The 19,050-nt window shown below is 55.5% G+C and carries 18 protein-coding genes; 7 read left to right on the top strand and 11 right to left on the bottom strand.

What is annotated here, in order from left to right; translation table 11 throughout:
- Positions 1-55 precede the first annotated feature (55 nt).
- The 11 genes from ABID19_RS28260 to ehuB all read right to left on the bottom strand — a co-directional run bounded on the left by ABID19_RS28260 (position 56) and on the right by ehuB (position 9,748).
- The gene (locus ABID19_RS28260) at positions 56-709 is read right to left on the bottom strand and encodes a GntR family transcriptional regulator (RefSeq protein WP_263805069.1); all 654 of its coding nucleotides are present in this window, start codon (positions 707-709) and stop codon (positions 56-58) included.
- Between the two features lie 97 nt (positions 710-806).
- Entirely contained in the window at positions 807-2,042 is a 1,236-nt protein-coding gene (locus tag ABID19_RS28255; RefSeq protein WP_263805070.1) for an NAD(P)/FAD-dependent oxidoreductase, read from the bottom strand.
- Positions 2,043-2,226: 184 nt separating this feature from the next.
- On the bottom strand, positions 2,227-2,547 hold the full coding sequence (locus ABID19_RS28250; protein WP_263805071.1) for a non-heme iron oxygenase ferredoxin subunit: 321 nt from the start codon (positions 2,545-2,547) through the stop codon (positions 2,227-2,229).
- 126 nt (positions 2,548-2,673) lie between these two features.
- Positions 2,674-3,687: a sterol desaturase family protein gene (locus ABID19_RS28245; RefSeq protein WP_263805072.1), complete on the bottom strand. Its 1,014-nt coding sequence runs from the start codon at positions 3,685-3,687 to the stop codon at positions 2,674-2,676.
- Between the two features lie 580 nt (positions 3,688-4,267).
- Positions 4,268-5,047 carry an NAD(P)-binding domain-containing protein gene (locus tag ABID19_RS28240; protein WP_263805074.1) on the bottom strand — a complete coding sequence of 260 codons (780 nt, stop codon included), beginning with the start codon at positions 5,045-5,047 and terminating at the stop codon, positions 4,268-4,270.
- Between the two features lie 34 nt (positions 5,048-5,081).
- Positions 5,082-5,843: a GntR family transcriptional regulator gene (locus ABID19_RS28235; RefSeq protein ID WP_263805076.1), complete on the bottom strand. Its 762-nt coding sequence runs from the start codon at positions 5,841-5,843 to the stop codon at positions 5,082-5,084.
- A 43-nt stretch (positions 5,844-5,886) separates the two neighbouring features.
- On the bottom strand, positions 5,887-6,705 hold the full coding sequence (locus tag ABID19_RS28230; protein WP_263805078.1) for an aspartate dehydrogenase: 819 nt from the start codon (positions 6,703-6,705) through the stop codon (positions 5,887-5,889).
- The gene (gene ehuA / locus ABID19_RS28225) at positions 6,705-7,520 is read right to left on the bottom strand and encodes an ectoine/hydroxyectoine ABC transporter ATP-binding protein EhuA (RefSeq protein WP_318528271.1); all 816 of its coding nucleotides are present in this window, start codon (positions 7,518-7,520) and stop codon (positions 6,705-6,707) included. The genes ABID19_RS28230 and ehuA overlap by 1 nt, the downstream gene beginning before the upstream one ends.
- Positions 7,520-8,185, bottom strand: a complete 666-nt coding sequence (ehuD, locus tag ABID19_RS28220) for an ectoine/hydroxyectoine ABC transporter permease subunit EhuD (RefSeq protein WP_172235024.1) — start codon at positions 8,183-8,185, stop codon at positions 7,520-7,522. The genes ehuA and ehuD overlap by 1 nt, the downstream gene beginning before the upstream one ends.
- Before the next feature lie 3 nt (positions 8,186-8,188).
- Positions 8,189-8,854, bottom strand: a complete 666-nt coding sequence (gene ehuC, locus ABID19_RS28215; RefSeq protein WP_263805080.1) for an ectoine/hydroxyectoine ABC transporter permease subunit EhuC — start codon at positions 8,852-8,854, stop codon at positions 8,189-8,191.
- Between the two features lie 60 nt (positions 8,855-8,914).
- Positions 8,915-9,748: an ectoine/hydroxyectoine ABC transporter substrate-binding protein EhuB gene (gene ehuB / locus ABID19_RS28210; protein WP_354494167.1), complete on the bottom strand. Its 834-nt coding sequence runs from the start codon at positions 9,746-9,748 to the stop codon at positions 8,915-8,917.
- A gap of 227 nt (positions 9,749-9,975) precedes the next feature.
- Here ehuB and ABID19_RS28205 point away from each other — a divergent pair, with 227 nt between their 5' ends.
- The 7 genes from ABID19_RS28205 to ABID19_RS28175 all read left to right on the top strand — a co-directional run bounded on the left by ABID19_RS28205 (position 9,976) and on the right by ABID19_RS28175 (position 18,972).
- Positions 9,976-11,133, top strand: coding sequence for a M24 family metallopeptidase (locus ABID19_RS28205; RefSeq protein WP_263805082.1), 1,158 nt, complete (start codon positions 9,976-9,978; stop codon positions 11,131-11,133).
- A gap of 277 nt (positions 11,134-11,410) precedes the next feature.
- On the top strand, positions 11,411-12,817 hold the full coding sequence (locus tag ABID19_RS28200; protein WP_263805083.1) for an amidase: 1,407 nt from the start codon (positions 11,411-11,413) through the stop codon (positions 12,815-12,817).
- A gap of 183 nt (positions 12,818-13,000) precedes the next feature.
- Complete coding sequence (locus ABID19_RS28195) at positions 13,001-14,239, top strand: FAD-dependent oxidoreductase (RefSeq protein ID WP_263805084.1); 1,239 nt, start codon at positions 13,001-13,003, stop codon at positions 14,237-14,239.
- Positions 14,240-14,258: 19 nt separating this feature from the next.
- Entirely contained in the window at positions 14,259-14,525 is a 267-nt protein-coding gene (locus ABID19_RS28190) for a sarcosine oxidase subunit delta (protein WP_245951940.1), read from the top strand.
- Positions 14,522-17,407 carry a 2Fe-2S iron-sulfur cluster-binding protein gene (locus ABID19_RS28185; RefSeq protein ID WP_318528272.1) on the top strand — a complete coding sequence of 962 codons (2,886 nt, stop codon included), beginning with the start codon at positions 14,522-14,524 and terminating at the stop codon, positions 17,405-17,407. The genes ABID19_RS28190 and ABID19_RS28185 overlap by 4 nt, the downstream gene beginning before the upstream one ends.
- A 1-nt stretch (position 17,408) precedes the next feature.
- Entirely contained in the window at positions 17,409-18,032 is a 624-nt protein-coding gene (locus tag ABID19_RS28180; RefSeq protein ID WP_263805086.1) for a sarcosine oxidase subunit gamma family protein, read from the top strand.
- Positions 17,983-18,972 (top strand): threonine aldolase family protein, encoded by a 990-nt coding sequence (locus ABID19_RS28175; RefSeq protein WP_354494166.1) that lies wholly within the window; start codon positions 17,983-17,985, stop codon positions 18,970-18,972. Before ABID19_RS28180 ends, ABID19_RS28175 begins: the two co-directional genes overlap by 50 nt.
- Positions 18,973-19,050 lie beyond the last annotated feature (78 nt).

Genomic DNA, 19,050 nt, shown 5'->3' with positions numbered 1-19,050 from the left:
CTACAATGGGCCGATCGCTGGCATCAGAAGTCGGGCAGAAGCGGTGCTAAGCTTGCTACTTTGATGAGATCCGCTTCCAAGAAAACTTTATGTAGTTTCGTTTGATGTAACCGATTGCCTCGATGTCATTCTCTCGCATTGCTGTGAGCAGATCAGTTATCTCTAGCTGTAGCAATCGAACCGAATCTGGCCAGATGTCGCGGGACATTTCATACCAGGCTCGGGCCGCCCTAAAGTAAAGATTATGCCACACGTCAAGGAACACTCTATTCAGCAAGAGATCGCTAATCGCGAAGTGGAGAATGTGGTTGATTTGCCAATGCTCACCGACATCGAATTTCTCTGCCAAATTGTCCGACCGGTTAAGCAAAGTCTCTAACACATCCACATCCGCTCTCGTCGCATCACGTGCTCCAATTCGCCCAAAAAGCTGTGCCATTTCAATCCTAAGGTCAAACACCTCACGCAACTGAACGGGGTCAAAAGGTGTCACGAAAGTACCAATGCCGTTTCTCACCTCCACGAGTCCTTCAATCGACAGGCGCTGGAAAGCTTCACGCACTGGTGTCCGACTGACGTGGAATTCAACGGCGATATCATTCTCGCGAAGCATTGCTCCTGGAGCGTACTCTAGAAGGCAAATACGATCTCTCAACAGGTCGTGGATCTCGATCGCACCTACCTTCTTTGATTCCTCTTCTCCGCTCATTCTCAGCAACTCCGATTGTCACTTGCTCCGCTTTTCCAAACATGTCGGTATCAGATCAACTTGCTAGGTCATTGCTGTAGGGCGGCCGCCTTCTATGCTAACTCGCTAAAGATTTGATGGCGATTGCCGGATTTGCAAGCGCGTCGGCATCTGGGCGGATACGCCGCCCAATCATCGTCTCGGCGATGCGTATATCCTTACTTATGGTGGCAAGACTGCCAAATCCGCAGGCCGCCACTAACCGTCCGTCTGGCGCTAAGTAGAAGCAGATCTGCCCCTTGTCGCCAAGATCCCTGTTAATAGCGGCATCAGAATTACTATAAATTCCAGCAATCTGGAGCGTCTCGTCGTACTGGTCTGACCAGAACCACGGGACACTCTCATACGCCGAGCCCAACCCCAACATGTTGGCCGCTGCAATCGCGCCTTGTTGCCATGCATTCCGCCACACCTCTAGCCGCATTCGTTCGCCGTAAAGACGATGCGGGAAAGAACAACAGTCGCCGGCCGTAAAAATGTCAGGATCGGAGGTAGCAAGAGTGTCGCTCGCCGCAATCCCTTTTTCGATCGCTAGCCCGGCTGCCTGTGCAAGTTCTACGTTTGGGACCGCACCGACTCCGACCAGCACTAGATCGGCAGGGAATGAGCGACCGTCGGCCAATGATACCAGAGATTGCTCTTCGACGGCCTCGATACCAGCAACCGTAGCATCCAGTTCAATGCGTACGCCGGCGTCCAGGTGCTTTGCTTTAATCCGCTCAGCGATGCTGGCGGGAACCGCTCTCATGAGCAGTCGTGGGCCGGCCTCAAGCACCGTCACAGAGGCGCCCCTGGATACCGCACTTGCAGCAACTTCAAGCCCGATGAAACCGCCACCGATCACTACGACACCACATCCTGGCCTGAGGGTCTGTCGAATAGCTACAGCGTCGGCGTAGGTACGAAGTGTAACCATGCGACATTCTGGGTCGACTGGAACACCTAGCGTTCGCGGGCGGGCGCCGGTTGCCAAGAGCAAACGCTCGTAAGCTAAGAGCTCGCCTCCTTGAAGCGACACGGTATTTGTCGCCCGATCGATCGATAGAACGTTGACCCCTGCAAGGTAGTCGATTGCCAATTCTGTCAACCGCTGGGCAGTGATAAGGAACTTCGGTCCGCTATCTTCGCCCTCGGTCAAAAGGCCTTTTGATAGTGGCGGCCGTTCATAAGGTAGCGTAGCTTCACTGCCGATCAGAATGACGCGCCCGGGCCACCCGCCCTGCCTTAAGGCAACAGCCGCAGCCGTTCCGGCCTCGCCCGCACCGACAACTATCATGGCACGTTCTTGTTTCATGCTGGCAGTCCAACAACGTTACCGCGCCGGATGGCCAATCGTTGCTCAACAATCTTCGGTCCCACAGCTTGCTCTTCATAATTTTTTTCGTCCGACGATTTAACCGAATACCTTATTTCGCTCGCAAAGCGTGCCGTTGCGGCCAGGTATCCATGCGACATCTTACTTCTCCCGATAGGTCCATTCAGATCTTGATGAACACAACATTGGAATCCACCTTGATCTCGTACCGTCGGAGATCGACGCAAGCGGGCAAAGCTCGGGCCTCGCCAGTTCGGTAGTCGAACGTCCCAAAATGCTTGGGACATTCGATGATGTTACCGTCGACTATGCCGTCTGCGAGATGAACCTTTTCATGGCTACAATGCCCGTCAATCGCGAAGAAGTTACCCTCTAGCGACCGGATGATCGCAAACGAGCGCTCTCCATGGGAGAACCGCATTGCTTCCTCGGGCGCTATCGCATCCGAGGTGCACACCTCGACCCACTCTCCTATTTTAGTCATGTTCTTTCCTCTCGAATCTAGCTGGCAATACAAACACGGCTACCGATGATGTAGAACCGCCGTGCCAACTAGCTGCACAGCGCTAATCGGGCATCCAAACTTGGAGAAAGTGCAGGCTGGCAGAACCTATACCTTGGACCCGCCACGGCTGAAGTTCTTGGCTTTCGTTCGTTTGTACATCGCCTCGTCGGCCTCCTGCGAGCCATCGTGCGCCGTACCGAACCACTCATCGAAGGGAATTAACGTGTCGCCGTAGTTTACCTCAAAATACCTGTGATGCAGGTAGTGGTAGTACCCATCGGAATCGAGATGTTTACCGCCTTCGGAAACGATCTTGTCGAAGCCCAGATGGCCTAACGCCGGGATTAGCGCCTGGATCATGAGGCAGAACATCACGTTCATCGGATGAGAGGGCACGAGGAAAAAGAACAGCACTCCCGAGAAATACAGGATGTGTTCAAACGTATGCATCGACAAGCCCGACCATGGCCCTGGATTAACGTTATTGTGATGCACCTTGTGGATGACGTGGTAGAGAGGCCCAACGTGGATCAAACGGTGGACCATGTAAAACTGCAGCTTTAAACAAGCCGGAGTTATAAAGAGTAGACCGACAAAGTAGATTGAGTGCTGCGTTATATCCACTTGCATGGTGTAACCATTCGAATACATCCACCACGCGAGCACCTCGTACGCCGTCCAGACAGGCACACCACTACACATGGTCCAAAAGACATTTTCGGCGGTCTGGCTCCGGAACAGAAATACGGAATTGTCGGTGTCGGGCCACTTCGAATTGTATTTGAAGTTTGTGTCCTGGCGACGCTGAATGTAGAACAGCATGTGCAGTCCACCATATACAAGAAGGGCCAGCGCGGCGTTGCGCAGGAGAATGGCCGCCACCCAGCCAATGCGGAGCTCTCTCATCGTATCCGTTGTGGGCGTTAGATAAACCCACGCGACAACGGAGATGCCGATCAGGAGCGCGTTCCAGGGCCACAGATATCCAGGAAACCCGAACATCCATACGAGAAACTTTCTCGGTTGGGCCGGCCATACAAACAAGGGCTCGCGCGCGGGTCGCTTATGAGGTGACCACTGCCCGCGCTTGTCACGACTTCCATACAGCTTGTCGTCCATGCGGTTCTCCGTTGGCGAAACTCTGCGCCACTTAATTCGAAGATAATGATGTATACAGCATTACGACGCGTGCTGCGTGATGTCAAGGTTTTTCCCGTATTGACAGGTTTTCTGCGTGGTTTGCCGCCGTCCTAGTCGTCAGCTGTGTATAGCTTGGGCGCGAGGCCTAGTGCTGAGGGCAGGGGTTCCCAGTGGCCGCTGCGCAGCCCACATAATCCCTGAGCGCAGGATGGCGCGTGTAGCGCCTAACGGTAGCGCCTTGGGCCGCGGTACCGGACAAACCAAATTGGACTGGTGCTGCAAGGCGGTTACGCCGGCGCAACTTGAGTATCCGCGGACCGGGATGGAGAGGATCCGGATCCTCGTCCCCGAGCGATCTGACTATCAGCTTAGATGTGAGGTTCTCAAATCTCTGGTAGGTTGCCTAGGCCAGCCCAATCTACGAAAATCCTCGTCGGGGAACTGGCTTTCGTTGGAAAATTACCTCGGCTCCGCCAGGCCTGCTTCGTTCGGCAGGAATGCACTGCAGAGACCGCGGGAGACCGGCTCCATGCTTGTGTCTCCGCTGTCGATCACGTGACTAGGTCAACAAGTTCAGCCTTCGGAAGACGATATCGAGAGCCTCTAACCAGGGCAAAGGGGCTTGCCTTGCGGCAAGATGGTCCAACCCTAACTTTGTAAAGGTGCCTTCCGTTGCGATCCCGTCAGATACGATGTCAAGTGACACCTCCTCCCGCGCCAGCGCGTAGCCAGCCGCTCCCGCGATATTTCCCGCAACAACTAGCCTCGCTTGAGCCGACGTGAGCCCACGCTCCAAGAACCAAGATTCGAGCGTTGCTATGAAGCTATAGATCCACCCGGCGAGGCAGGCCCCCACCATGGCAAGTTCGAATTGATCTTCGGTTTCGAAGGTCACAATCCTACCTGCCGTGCCCAGTACCACTGCCACGTCGTCCGAGGCGGGATATATGGGTACGAGGCCTCTATCAATCGTATCAATGTAACTCGATGGCATGATGCGGACCACCGATATGTCTTTGCCTATCGCCGCCTGCAGTTCGGCAATTGTGGCGCCTGCGACAGCTGAAATTAATACCTGCTCTGGGCGCAGAGTCAGATTGGGCAAAGTATTGGCAAGCTGCTCGGGCCGCACCGCCAGAAGGATCCAGTCGGCCTCGGCGAACATTCTCGCGTCATCCTCGGCTACTATGCAGCCGTGGGTGGCGGCAAGCCGCTCTGCCTTGACTCGGCTATAGGGCGAGAGAAGAATTCGACCGCCAAACCCACCCCTTCGCAGGGCTGCTATTAAGTAGGCGGAGAAGTCGCCGGTTCCAATAAAGCCAATTGTCGGCAGGTTCATATGGCGCCACCAATATCGAATGCCGTCTCAGTTTTCAAAATACAAATCGGTCTGCGCTAGCTGCTTCCATCGCGTCTAGCCTGGATAGCACCATCGCCAAATGCGACTTATGAACCGTGGCGACCAGACGGACATCCCGAAGCTCGAGGGTTCGCCGTATCATGCGGAGCTCGTCAAGAAGGTCTTCTACCTGCTGACGGAAATCCATCTTTTCGAGAAGCAAGAACCAGAATCTCGCCGATTGAAAGAACAGGATATCGTTGAAATCCCTTAGCGGGCCATTGCTGCTCAAGCTATGCAAAATCCTATGTAAGCGGATAATAATCTCGGCAAACTGGCGTTTATCTTTGGTATCTAAGAGTTGGCGACACGCTAGCTCCAAGTCTTGAATTTCGCGGAGGTTATCGTCAGTTACTGGAAGTGGTGAAGACTCGGCCATGGCATCCATCAATCGCATCCGAACGATGTATATATCGCGCATAGAGCTCAGATCGATCGACGTGACTTCAGTACCATTGCCGTGCTGGCTTACGATCAGACCGTCGTACTCCAGGCGTTGCAAGACAGTTCGTAGCGGTGTCCGACTGACACCAAATTCTGATGCAAGTTCCCTCTCATTGAGGCGGCTACCTGGCTGGTAGTCAAGGAGACATATCCGGCGCCGTAACTCGAGGTATATATCCTGTTTGCTCATTTTGCCGGTGAGCTGCCTGTCGCCTTCCAACCCCCCCTCTTGATCCTCAGGAGGTGTCAAGGTGATTTCGTTAGTAGGTAAGAGGGGGCTGTGGCGTGTCATCGCTAGCTTTCTCGAGGCTGCAGCAAGGTATGTACGACATCCGTCACGTTCCAACACGCAAGGTCGAGTTCATTTGACGTAAGTACGCTATCACGCTCTGCGAGGTTATACGTCCGGTCGCCGGGTTCTCGTCGCTTGGTCGATTTTGTATCAACATGGAAAAGTTCGAACTGTCGGATTCCACATCTACGTTGTGGGTGTTAAACGTTAGACTTGGATCTGCCCAAATCTCCATCTGCGTGCGGTCCGGTCCGAGAGCCGCCAGGCTCAGAGCCGCAGCGACATTCACGTTGGCTGGGAATTCCTTCGCCACGTCGCTTACGGTGCCTCTTAGAACGCAAACGGCTTCCTCAAGACTTTCCAAGTTCAACCCGTTGCGGACGACATAAGGTGCGGTTGCAAGGCTCCTTGGTGGTTTGCAGGTGCGGATCTTCACCTTTCGGATCTCACCAACTGCCGCGGCTTTGATGGCGTCGAGCCCAAGGATCGCCCCGGATGGGACCACAATTCGCCCTCCCATGCGGCGCGCCAACTCCACTAAATCTTCTCGACCGAGTAGCTGGCTCGCAGACATAGCTATGAGAGTCTTGCCGGCGCTCAAGACAGGCAGCGCGATAGCGTCGAACATCTGGGGCGGGAGACCCTCCAAAACTGTATCACACTCTTTAGCCAAATCTTCAAACGAGAGGCAGGAAACACGACTGTTTAAAGTCGCATTGAACTCTGCGGCCCGATTTTGGCTCCGGGCCGAGATAGCCACCAGTTCGCACCCAACTATTTGCCCCCGATCCAATGCGTGTGCCACTGACGAGCCTATGGCGCCAATCCCAGCTATTCCAATTCTGATAGGAGTCCCGACCATCAATCCGCCGCTTTGACTGCGCTCAAAAATTGTTGCGTTCGTTTGCTTTTGGGATTGGAAAACAGTTCAGCAGGACTGCCTTGTTCTTCAATCTTTCCACCATAGAAAAAGCAGACGCGATCGGAAATATCACGAGCAAAACCCATTTGATGCGTGACCATAAGCATGGTCAGCCTGTGCTTGAACACCAAATCCTTAATCACATTCGTGACTTCGCCGATTACCTCGGGATCAAGGGCAGAGGTGACTTCGTCAAACAACATAACCTTGGGCCGCATCGCAAGGGCGCGGGCAATCGCTACGCGCTGTTGTTGGCCACCCGAAAGCCGGGAGGGATGTTGATCCTTCTTGTCGATCATGCCAACCATCACGAGAAGCTCTTCGGCACGCTCTTGAGCCTCGCGGCGCGAGAGACCCAAGACCAAGACCGGCCCCTCCATACAGTTCTGTATCGCCGTCATGTGGGGAAACAAGTTGAAATGCTGGAAGCACATTCCTATCGAGGAGCGTGCTTTTCGCAGGTACCTTGCATCAGCCGGCACCAGCACGCCGTTTTGCGGCATGTGGGTGAGGGGTTTGCCATCGACATAGATGACGCCACCGTTAATGGTCTCGAGGGTCATCAGCATGCGCAGGACTGTCGTTTTGCCGGACCCCGATGGGCCGATGATGGTGACCATTTCACTTGCTGCGATGTCCAAGTTCAGGTTGTCCAGAACGATAAGGTCGCCATAGCTTTTACGGACCTTCATGAACCGTACCATCGGTATGTTTGGACCGCCGAGCTCGAGGGGATATGACGAGAGATCTTCCATCATTGCATTCCTAACTTACGGCGAACAGTCGCTTCAAACCAACGAATGGCGCGCGCGGAGGTCAGTGAGATAACTAAGAAAATAACGCCCACCATCGTGTAAGGCTCAAGGTAGCGATAGTTTTGCCCGCCTACAGCGTTTGCTGCCTGCATCAATTCGGCAACACCAATTACAGAAAGAATCGGAGTATCTTTAAAAATGGCGACCAGATAGTTTCCCATCCCAGCAATTGCTGGTGGGAGAGCCTGCGGCAAAACAATACGCCGATAGGTCTGCATCGTCGTTAGATTGATGGCGGTGCATGCTTCCCATTGCCCCTTCGGGACGGACTCAATGCCACCCCGATAAACTTCAGAGAGATAGGCAGCATAGTGCAGGCCGATAGCGATCATGCCTGCCACCCAAGGGCTCAGGTAGAGCCCGTATTCCGGCCCAACATAATACACAAAGAAGATCTGCAGTACGAGGGGGGTTGAGCGGATGAACTCGACAATTTCCCGAGTAATATACGTCAGAATACGTAGCGGTGTTCGCTGAGCAAGTGCGAACAAGAGACCAATGACAGCGGCAATGGCGTATCCCATGCCAGCAGCCAAAAGGGTATTGCCCGTAGCCCAAAGCATCTTGGGTAGGATTTCGGCTGTGAATGCGAAGTCCCACTTCATCACTCAAGCCCTTCCTATCCGCCGAGCCATGACGCGCTCGGTCCAGCGCATACAAGGCGTGATGAGAAAGCGAGAGAAGACGTAGTAGATGGCCAGCGCTGTTCCAAAAGTCCAGGTAGATAAATAAGTTGTATTGTTCAGCTGGCGCGCTTCAAACATGAGGTCAGGAACTGCTATCAACGCCACCAGGGCGGTACTTTTGAGCAGCTCGATCACCAGGTTTCCCCAAGCCGGCAGCATGGTGACAAAGGCCTGTGGGAGGATAATCCTTCGCATGCGTTGGGCTGGCGACATCGACAACGCGTAAGATGCCTCCCACTGGCCACGGGGCACTGACTGTATGGCACCTCGAACCAGCTCAGCGCCGTAGGCCCCAAGGTTTAGGCCAACTGCAAGAAATCCGGTGAGAAAATTGTCCAGCGTGATGCCAAACAGGGGCAACACGTAAAACAACCAAAAAAGCTGAACCAGCAGTGAGGTGCCGCGAAAAAACTCGACGTAGCCTACTGCGGCTCTCCTTAGCGTCGGGTTTGACGATAGCAGCATCAGGCCGAAGAGGTTGGCCACCACCACGGCCAGACCCAAGGAGCAAAGGAATTGGATGGCGGTTACGAGCGCACCGTCTACAAACCGGCTACCATAATCCGCAAGGAAGGAGGCGTATGTCATAGGAGCTCGCTTCGGCAATGCTGACGAGCTGCCTCATGCGGCTCGTCAGCCAACTCATTGTTACCGATTGGCGCAGACCCATTCGGTTTTTGCATCGCCCGGAAGCTGAGCTTTCGTGTATTGAAACTTCCCGACGGCCTCAAGCATTTCCGGCGAACCGAGGTACTTTGCCTGGGCCTCGTTGTACGCCTTCAGAAAGTCCTTGTCCTCTGGCTTGAATGCAATCGCTACCCAATTATTCGTCCAATCAGGTAGAGCGGCCGGGTCAGTCACTTCGATTTCGTCAGGTGCGCTAGCGGCCAGATTTTTGGCATCGAAATAGTTACTAGCCCCAGCGTCCGCTCGCCCCGCGCGAACGGCAGCCAGCAGTTCAGTGGGGCCTGGCACCTGCATAATCTTGCTTTCAGGGACTCCTTCCTTAAGCGCCTCGTCAACATTGACGTAGCCGGAGACAGTCACCATCGTCGCGTCCTTCTCCTTGATGTCCTTATAGTTCTGAATGCCTTTCGGGTTGCCTTTTTTGACAATAAACGCGTTGCCGAATTTCCCCATTGGTTCGGCAAAAGCGACGTTCTTGCAACGCTTGCCGGTGATGTACATTCCGCCGGTGATAATGTCGAAGCGACCTGCCTGAAGCCCCGGTATCAAGCCACCCCAATCGGTCACGACTGGCTCGATATTAGTGTATCCCATCGACTTTAGGACGCCGACCGCCAGTGCGTTCGCGAATCCCAGCGGTTCGTTCTTGTCGCCCGGGTAAGCCCAAGGGATTTCGTGAGCAAAGCCAATGCGTATTGGTTTTCCAGCTTTAGCGCTGTCCGTCAGCCCGTCGGCGTGAGCGACGCCGATAAATAGAGCAGCAGTCGCGGCGAGTGCAGCCAAGATAGCTTTCATTTTCATCCGTTCCCTCTGTTTTTGGGTTTATGCAGAATTGCCCTAAGAGGTATACCATTGCGCCAGAGAGGCCGCAAGGGGGTATTCCCGTCCCGTCGAAATTTCCCGCAAATTTGGGCAAATGGCGCCGACTTTGGAAAATTGCTCTTGTCATTTTTCGCAAGTGACGGTACGAGAGGTATACCTATTTCCGACTTGAAAACTGGATACAGCACCCGAGGGCGTCCATGACCTACCTTTCACCCTTTCCAAAAGATGAGCTTGATCGTCGCATACTGAATGCGCGTAAGGCTCTCAAAGAGAACAACCTTGATGGCATCTTGATTGCCGTTCCTGAGAACATTTATTACCTGACCGGGCTTGATCACTGGGGATTCTTCGCGGCGCATGTGCTCGTTCTGAATCAAAGCGGAGAGATGGGCCTCTGCTGCCGCGCAATGGAGCGGATAACGGTAGAGAACCAGGTCAACAACGCGCGCTTCTACGGGCATAAGGATCACGAGGAGCTCTCGGATTATGTTCATCAAGCCATGAAGGATCTGGGCCTGCTCGGTGCCCGCGTCGGCATTGAGAAGCGCAGCCTCTTCCTCACGCCTCGACACGCGGAGCGCATTCAAGATGACCGTTCGGGTGTAAAGTGGGTGGACGCTTCCGGAATTCTCGATGACCTGCGTCTCGTGAAGTCGCCCCTTGAAATAGAATATACCCGGAAGGCGGCTCATGCAGTGGATCTTGGGACGTTGGCCGCGGTGGCATCGATACGGGATGGCGGGTCGGACTACGAAGTAGCGGCGGCCTACCACAACAAGATGATCCTCGAGGGCAGCGAATACCCTGGTTTCGGCCCGTTCATCCGCCCGACTAGCCGCCTGGGTGAAGAGCACACCACCTGGCGTGGTGAGGTATTCCGGAACGGAGATGCCGTCTTCCTTGAAACCTGCGCATCATATCGCAAGTACCAGTCTCCAATGGGCAGGCTTGTTTATGTCGGCAGCGCACCAAAGGGTGTCGAAGAGTCAGCTGAACTCGCTGTTCGCGGCATGAAGGCGATCTGCGAAGCGCTTCGGCCGGGTGCGGATGCGGGTGACGCCTATGAGGCTTGGCATCAAGTGGCGGCAAGCGGGGGCCTTGTCGACTACCATCGCCACCATTGCGGTTACCTTGTAGGGATTGGTTTCCCTCCCAGCTGGACGGGCGGGTCCATGGTGACGAGCCTTTTCCCGAAATCGACCCGCAAGATTGAAGTCGGCATGGTTGTTCATGCCCATTCCTGGTTTACCAACACAACAGTCGCAGATTATTTCATCTCCAATACCGTGTTGGTGACGGAGAATGGCGGCGAGATATTGACAAATAAGACGCCGGAAACCCCGATCATTCGTTGATGACTCACAAGCGTGCGCTGCTGGTCGAATGTCAGCGCACGCTGTTCTTGATCATTCTGCGAGGGCATCATGCAAAGACTAAAAAAAGCTACGCTGACCGGCATATGCGCCCAGATGGCATCGCATAGCTGGTCGGAAGAGGAAATAAACGAGTTGGTCGATCCCCGCTTGGGGCTCATTACCGGGTTTCAAGATCTGTTGAATGAGCTTGAACAGCTGAGGAAAATCGACTTGGGGACCACGCCGCCGGCTATGAGCGTCCAAGGCGCAGACAGGCATGAGTAACGATATCGCATTTCAAAGCGTCAAGAACCTGAGGTCGATGCTTCAGCGCGGGGAGGTAACCCCAGTCGAGCTTGTGGATACATTCGCCGAGAGGATCGAACGACACAATCCACAATCAAAGGCGTTCATCACGACGACGATCGATACCGCGCGAGAACAGGCGTCGCGGCTCTCGCGTGGTGATTTGAATGGCTCCTCGTTCGCCGGAATTCCGTATGCCTCCAAGGACTTGTTCGACGTGCAGGGTGTTCGAACGTCCGCCGGATCGCGGGTTTTCCACGACAGGACTGCCAAAAAGGATGCGTTTGCAATCGCCAAGTTGCGGGCAGCTCAGGCGGTTAGTCTTGGCAAGACGAACCTGCATGAATTCGCATACGGCGCAACGGGCGAGAACGAGGTTTATGGGACGGCCGTCAACGCTTACGATCCGACGCGTCTTGCGGGTGGCTCGTCGAGCGGCTCAGCGGCCGCGGTGGCTTTTGGTCTCGTGCCGGCGGCACTTGGAACGGACACCGGTGGCTCCGTCCGAGCGCCCGCTGCGTTGAACGGGCTTGTCGGCTTTAAGCCTACGATCGGACGTGTCCCCACTTCGGGAGTGGTGCCATATTGCTGGACGCTGGATCACGTCGGGTTGATGACGCGCACGATTGCCGATTGCGCCGATCTGCTGACCATCGTGTCAGGCTACGATCCCAGCGATTCCGCGTCAGTCAATCGGACCGTTGAAAATTACCCTGAAGCGCTTGATCAGGACATCTCAGGATTGCGCGTCGGTATTCCGAGCAACTTCTACTACGAGCGTGCGGACAACGAAATCCTCGAGGCTCTTGAGCGTGTGAAAGAGTATCTCGTTGCAAGCGGCGCAAAGCTTGTGCCGGTGACATTCCCAGATATGGAACATAGCCGTACAGTCTCCCTCACCGTGCAGATGCCTGAAGCGCTGAGTGCACATTCGGCTTATTTGCAGGAGCGCGGCGACCTCTATTCCGCGGATTTCCGGGCTGGTTTGGCGTTGGGGCAGTGCATTCTGGCGGAGCACTATGTCAAAGCGAAGCGGTTCATCGAGATCTACCGACAGCAGACAAATAGGCTATTCGACCAAGTCGATCTGATCCTCACCCCGGCGACTCCCGAAATCGCCCAGAAAGTGGGCACCGTCAAGGTGACACGCAACGGGGTCAACGAAGCGATCGGCAACGCGATCACCCGGTTCACGACATTCTTCAATATGACCGGTCACCCGGCGCTGACAATGCCATGCGCTATGCATACGCAGGGTCTCCCGATCGCACTGCAATTGGTGGGCCGGTATTTTGACGAGATGACTGTCTTGCGTGCCGCACACGCAATCGAGCGAAGCGACCAGTTCTCAATTCCGCTACCGAAAGTAGACCCCTGAGATGGCACTTACGTCCCCACGATATGGGTTCTCGCGACGTTTTGCCGAACCTGGAAAGGCTGCGCGGATGCGCATCGCATCGCGTATGATTGGACCCCGCTTTGACCAAACGACGGTTATTGGCATCGCTCCTGCAAGCGAGCAAAGCGTCCATTTCCCGGCCGCGCTCCTAGAGGGAGGAATATGGTGTTTGCGCTTCTAAAGTACGGCTTTTCAAGACGTTATCCCGAACGCGACGAGATACCGCGCACTCCGGATCTGCAATCCCACTACGACGTCGTCATCATCGGCGGCGGTGGTCACGGAGCCTCATTGGCTTACCACCTGGCGAAGCACCATGGGATCACCAACGTTGCGATTCTGGAAAAGGGCTATCTTGGAGGCGGGAACACCGCGCGCAACACCACGGTGATCCGCTCGAACTACACGGATCAGCGCTCAATACGGTTCTATGCGAACGCCCTGAGACTTTACGAATCCCTGGCCAATGAGCTCGATTACAACATGATGTATTCCCGCCGGGGACAGCTCACGTTGTCCCATTCGGACGGCGTTTCGCGATCGCTTCGCCTGCGCGCCGACGCCGGCGTCTTTTGTGGTGAGGCTAACGAGATTGTTGATCGCCAGCAGATCAGAAGCTTAGTGCCTTCGCTCAATGTCGATATCAAGGGTATGCCCATCCTTTGCGGTCTTTGGCACCCAAGCGCGGCCATCGCGCGTCACGACGCAGTCGTGTGGGGATATGCCATCCGCGCGTGTGAGCGTGGGGTCGAGCTTCATCAAAGGACGGAAGTCCTGGGGATGGAAGTCTCCGGGGATAGAGTCACACGCCTGCGCACAAATCGCGGGGATGTTTCAGCCGGGACCGTGGTGCAATGCGTCGCCGGTTACTCTTCGGTCGTAGCAAAGATGGCCGGTTTGAAGCTGCCGATCCGCAGCTATCCACTTCAGGCAATGGTGACCCATCCTGTCAAACCCTTCCTGGATCCGATGGTGTCGTCAACCGCTCTGCATTGCTACGTTTCGCAATCGGCGAGAGGCGAACTCGTCATCGGAGGCGGCTCAGACCCATACGAGCTTTACAACACACGCTCGACCTTGGAGCTCAAGGAAAGTCTTGCTGCTTCGGCGTTGGAGATGTTCCCGTTCATTGGCGAACTCAAGATCTTGCGCCAGTGGGCCGGGATCACCGATATGACGCCGGACTACAGTCCGATCATGGGTCAGGGTCCGCTCTCGAACTATTGGCTGGACGCAGGTTGGGGCACCTGGGGCTTCAAGGCGACCCCGGCCAGCGGATTCTTCTTGGCGAAGGCCATTTCGGAAAACCGCATTCCTGACGAGATCAGGCCATTTCAGTTGAGCCGGTTCCACAGTTTCGATCTGGTCAACGAGATGGGCGCTACCGCTGCAAGCCATTGAGGACCCGATCGTGAAGTTGATGACATGCCCTCTGAACGGGCCACGCAACATAACCGAGTTCCAGTGCCATGGAGAGGTGCATCGGCAACCTGAGCCGTCCGGCGCGAGCGACCACGAGTGGGCCGAGTACGTCTGGATGTCCAACAATACGGCGGGCGTCGTGCGTGAGTGGTGGTGTCACACACCAACAAACTTCTGGTTCCTTGCGGAACGGAACACAGTGACCGATGAGATTCTGGCCACATTTCCTGTACCGGCAGATGGACCTTTAGGAGAAGCGTCATGAATAGCGCGACGCTACGCAAGGGGCTGCTAATCGACGCATCAAGAAAACTCAAGTTCACGTTCGATGGGCGAGAGTATGAAGGCGTAGCGGGGGATACAATCGCGTCGGCGCTTGCGGCTAACGGCGAATGGATATTGTCACGGTCATTCAAGTATCACCGACCACGCGGTATCCTGACCATGGCCGCTCAAGACGCGAACACCCTTGTTCAGATCGGAAACGAGGTAAGCGTCTTTGCCGATCGTCATCCTATATCGGACGGTCTGGCGGTACGGGCCCAAAATGTTGGGAATTCGGCACGCAGGGATAGCGCGTTCGTCATGAACAGGCTTTCGCGCTTCATGCCGGTCGGATTTTACTATCGAACCTTCTATAAGCCCAAAGGAATATGGGAGAAGGTGTGGGAGCCCATCATTAGGGCCAAAGCTGGGCTGGGTAAGCTCGACGTCACGAAACCCACCCAAGGGTATTACGACAAGGCCTATGGCTGGTACGACGTGGTCGTCGTCGGTGCAGGGCCCGCCGGTATGGCGGCGGCGATTGCCGCGGCTGATGCGGGAGCATCAGTCTTGCTGGTGGACGAGAACCCACGGATAGGCGGAGCGCTGAATTATGCGCGACTGGCAACCGAAAGGGACCTTGTCAGCGAGGTCAAGGGCCACAGCAAAATCGAGATCTGGACCGACGCGATCTGCAATGCATGGTATGCTGATAACTGGCTGCCGGTAATTCGCGGTAACCGACTATACAAGCTGCGGGCTAAACAGGTCATTTTCGCGACCGGGCTCATAGAGCAGCCGTCACAGTTTCGAAACAATGATTTGCCCGGCATCATGCAGGGCTCGGCGGCTCAACGGCTCATTCGGCTGTTCGGTGTCAAGCCTGGTAATCGTGCAGTCATACTCGCTGCCAACGATGACGCCTATGGCGTGGCGCTTGACCTTCTTGAAGCCGGCGTCGACCTGGCGGCAATTTGCGATCTCCGTAAGGCCGGTCACCACGGACCGTTGCGTTCGGAGATAACGCAACGAAATGTCTCAATTCTGGATGGATGGTGCCTCCATGAGGCACAACCGGAAAAGGGGCATTCGCACGTCCGTGGGGTAGAGCTTGCCGAAATCGATGCGGAGGGCACTGCAGGCAGGAGGCGGCGAAGGATCGATTGTGACCTGGTCTGCATGTCCGTCGGCTATGTTCCCGCCTATCAGCTGCCACTGCAGGCGGGTGGCAAGCTCGCTTACGATGACGTGGCCGCGCAGTTCACCATCGACGGGCAGGGCAAAGCCGTTCTGCTTGCCGGATCGGTCGACGGATTTTTCGACCTGGACGGTTGCATAGCTCATGGCGCGGGTCAGGGCTTGGCGGCCGCGATCAATTGCGGCTATCAAAGCGAGCGTCGGCCCGCGCTTCCAGTTCGGGATCGAGGTTCCCCAAATCATCCTTGCCCGATCTTCCCGCATCTGAAGGGAATGGACTTTGTCGACTTTGACGAAGACCTTCAGGTCAAGGACATCAAGAACGCCATTGCGGACGGGTACCGCGAGCTTGAACTCGTAAAGCGGTTTTCGACCGTCGGCATGGGGCCAAGTCAAGGCCGGCATGCTGCTCTGGCAACCGCAATGCTCGTATCGAAATACACAAATCGGACAATAAGTGAGGTGGGCGTCACCACCGCCCGGCCGCCGGTTACAACGGAGAAAATCGCGACTTTGGCTGGTCGAAAGTTCACGCCATTTCGCCAAACACCGATGCATGAACAGCATACCGCTCAAGGAGCAGCATGGCTGCTTGCGGGAAACTGGCTGCGCCCCGCCTACTATGGTCATGAACCCGATGCCAAGAGGCTCATTGCCGAAGAGGTTGTGAACGCAAGAAACAACGTAGGTATGATCGATGTCTCGACTTTGGGCGGGTTAGATGTGCGGGGGGCCGATGCGGCCGAATTTCTAAATCGCATGTACACGTTTGCCTATGTCAAGCTGCCCGTTGGCAAGACCCGTTACCTGCTTATGACAAATGAGGCGGGGACGGTCATTGATGACGGTGTCGCGTGTCGGCGCGGCGAAAACTATTTCTATGTCACGGCGACCACCACGGGCGTGGATCGAATATACCGCAACATGCTGTGGTGGAACGCCCAGTGGCGACTCGACGTGGATATCGCGAATGTTACGGCCGCTTATGCGGGGGTTAACCTGGCAGGACCTAATGCCCGCAAGGTACTCGCACAACTTACGGATGACATTGCCTTATCGCCGCAAGACTTCCCATACCTGGCGTACCGTGAAGGGACGGTAGCGGGGATCCCCGCACGGGTGTTCCGAGTGGGTTTCATCGGCGAGCTTGGCTACGAAATACATGTACCGTCACGGTTCGCGTCAGAACTCTGGCGTGCCATTGGCGATGCAGGGAAAGAATTTAGTATTCGTCCATTCGGCCTTGAAGCTCAGCGGCTCATGCGGCTCGAAAAGGGGCATGTGATTATCGGTCAAGACACTGACGGCATGACCACGCCTGAAGAGCTCGATATGAACTGGGCAGTCGCTAACTCGAAGCCCTTTTTCATTGGAAAGCGCAGTCTGGAGATCCGCAACAAGACGTTGTCGAGCCGAAAACTGGTCGGGTTTGTGCTCGACCGGATGCCGATGGCTGGGCTCCAGGAGTCTAATCTGGTTGTGAAGAATGGATCCATAGCAGGGTTCATCACCTCAATCGCTTTTTCGCCGAGTTTGGGACGAGTCATCGGTCTGGCCTATGCCGACCGCTCGGACGCCGATCTTGGAAGCCGAATTGTGCTGCGTGCAAGTGACGGAAGCGAGCACCATGCGCAAGTTGCTTCCCCCCATTTCTACGATCCCGAAAATCTGCGGCAGGAGATGTAAGGTGGGCGCCATTGCCAGAAGTCCGTTCGCTCACCGCTTGACCGGCGCTAGCCAGACTCCGCAGAACGAGAATGTCGTCATCCGTGACCTGTCGACGCTGCCGCGGATCGGCTTCAAGGGCAACGGGACGACGAATTGGCTGAGTTCGAAGGTCAGCGCCGTCCCGGCCGCCCCCAACAAAGCCATCACCCTGTCCGATGGCACTCTCATCGCGCGGCTCGGTAAGGAAGAGTACCTTGTCCTGCCCGGTCGAGACGCGGTTGGTAGCGTGTGCAGCGAACTGGAGGCAAGCTGGAATGCCGACGACGCGAGCGGTGAGCGCCGCATCGGGTACCCGCTTCCCCGCGCCGACAGCCATAGTTGGCTCTATCTAGAGGGCAGTTCGATTGCGCAAATGATGGCGAAGATTTGCAGTGTGGATTTGCGTGGCGATCGTTTCCTCCAAAGCGAGGTCGCACAGACGATCGTAGCGCGGATCAGCGCGGTTTTAATCCGCGAAATTACGGACGGATCCTACGGCTTGCATATGCTGACTGATTTCGCTTCAGCCGACTATCTATGGGATGTCCTCCAGGATGCTTCCGCTGAATTTGGTGGCGGCTTTGCCGGAAATGGGAGGATCTAAAATAGCAACCTATCACTTCAATTCAGACAATGGCGCGCCGGTCTGCGAACAGGTGATGAACGCGCTCGTGAACTGCAACCGAGGCGTCGAGGTGGCCTACGGAGCAGATCGATTCACCGCAACCTTGGCGGAGGCCTATTCGAACTTTTTTGAGCGTGAAACCTTCATTTTTCCGGTGCCTACGGGGACTGCGGGCAATGGGCTCGCGCTCGGCGCCATCACGCCACCATATGGCACGATCTTCTGTCACGAGCGCGCGCATATCGTGACGACCGAAGCTGGGGCGCCCGAATTCTATAGCGGTGGTGGCCGCATGACTTTGCTGGCAGGTGAGCACCATAAGATATCGCCTGCTGCATTGGAGTGCGGCCTACAAAGTCACGGTATCGGCAACGTGCATCATATGGCGGTCTCTGCACTCAGCATCACCCAAGCCACGGAAGCCGGTGTGGTTTATGAAATGGACGAATTAGGCGCACTGAGTGCAATTGCCCATAATGCCGGCATGAAAGTCCATCTTGATGGGGCGCGCTTAGCGAACGCCATGGTTCATCTGGGCGCAACGCCCGCCGAAATGACCTGGAAGGCTGGAGTGGACGTTCTCACCTTCGGCACCATCAAGAACGGAACCATGAATGCGGAAGCGGTGATCACCTTCGATCCTGAAATCGCAAAGATACTGAGCTTCATGCACAAACGCGCCGGGCACTTGTGCTCAAAGATGCGCTACATGTCAGTGCAACTCTTGAGCTACCTGGAGGATGAGCTCTGGCGCCGAAATGCTCTGCAGGCGAACGGGAACGCCGCACGGATAGCTGATGCTTTAAGACTGTGTGCGGGTGTTGAGCTGGTTCATCCAGTGCACATTAATGAGGTGTTCGCGATTCTGCCGCCGAGCCTTCTGCAAGCACTCCGGGACAAGGTGACCTTGCCCCTCTGATCTAATCCGGTTTGAAGTTCGTTCTGGCCCATAGAGAGGACCAGGACATGAAACGTAGCCGCTTCTCTGAAGAGCAGA

The sequence above is a fragment of the Mesorhizobium robiniae genome (assembly GCF_040545535.1).
GTDB lineage: Bacteria > Pseudomonadota > Alphaproteobacteria > Rhizobiales > Rhizobiaceae > Mesorhizobium > Mesorhizobium robiniae.
This window is presented reverse-complemented; position numbering and strand designations above follow the sequence as displayed.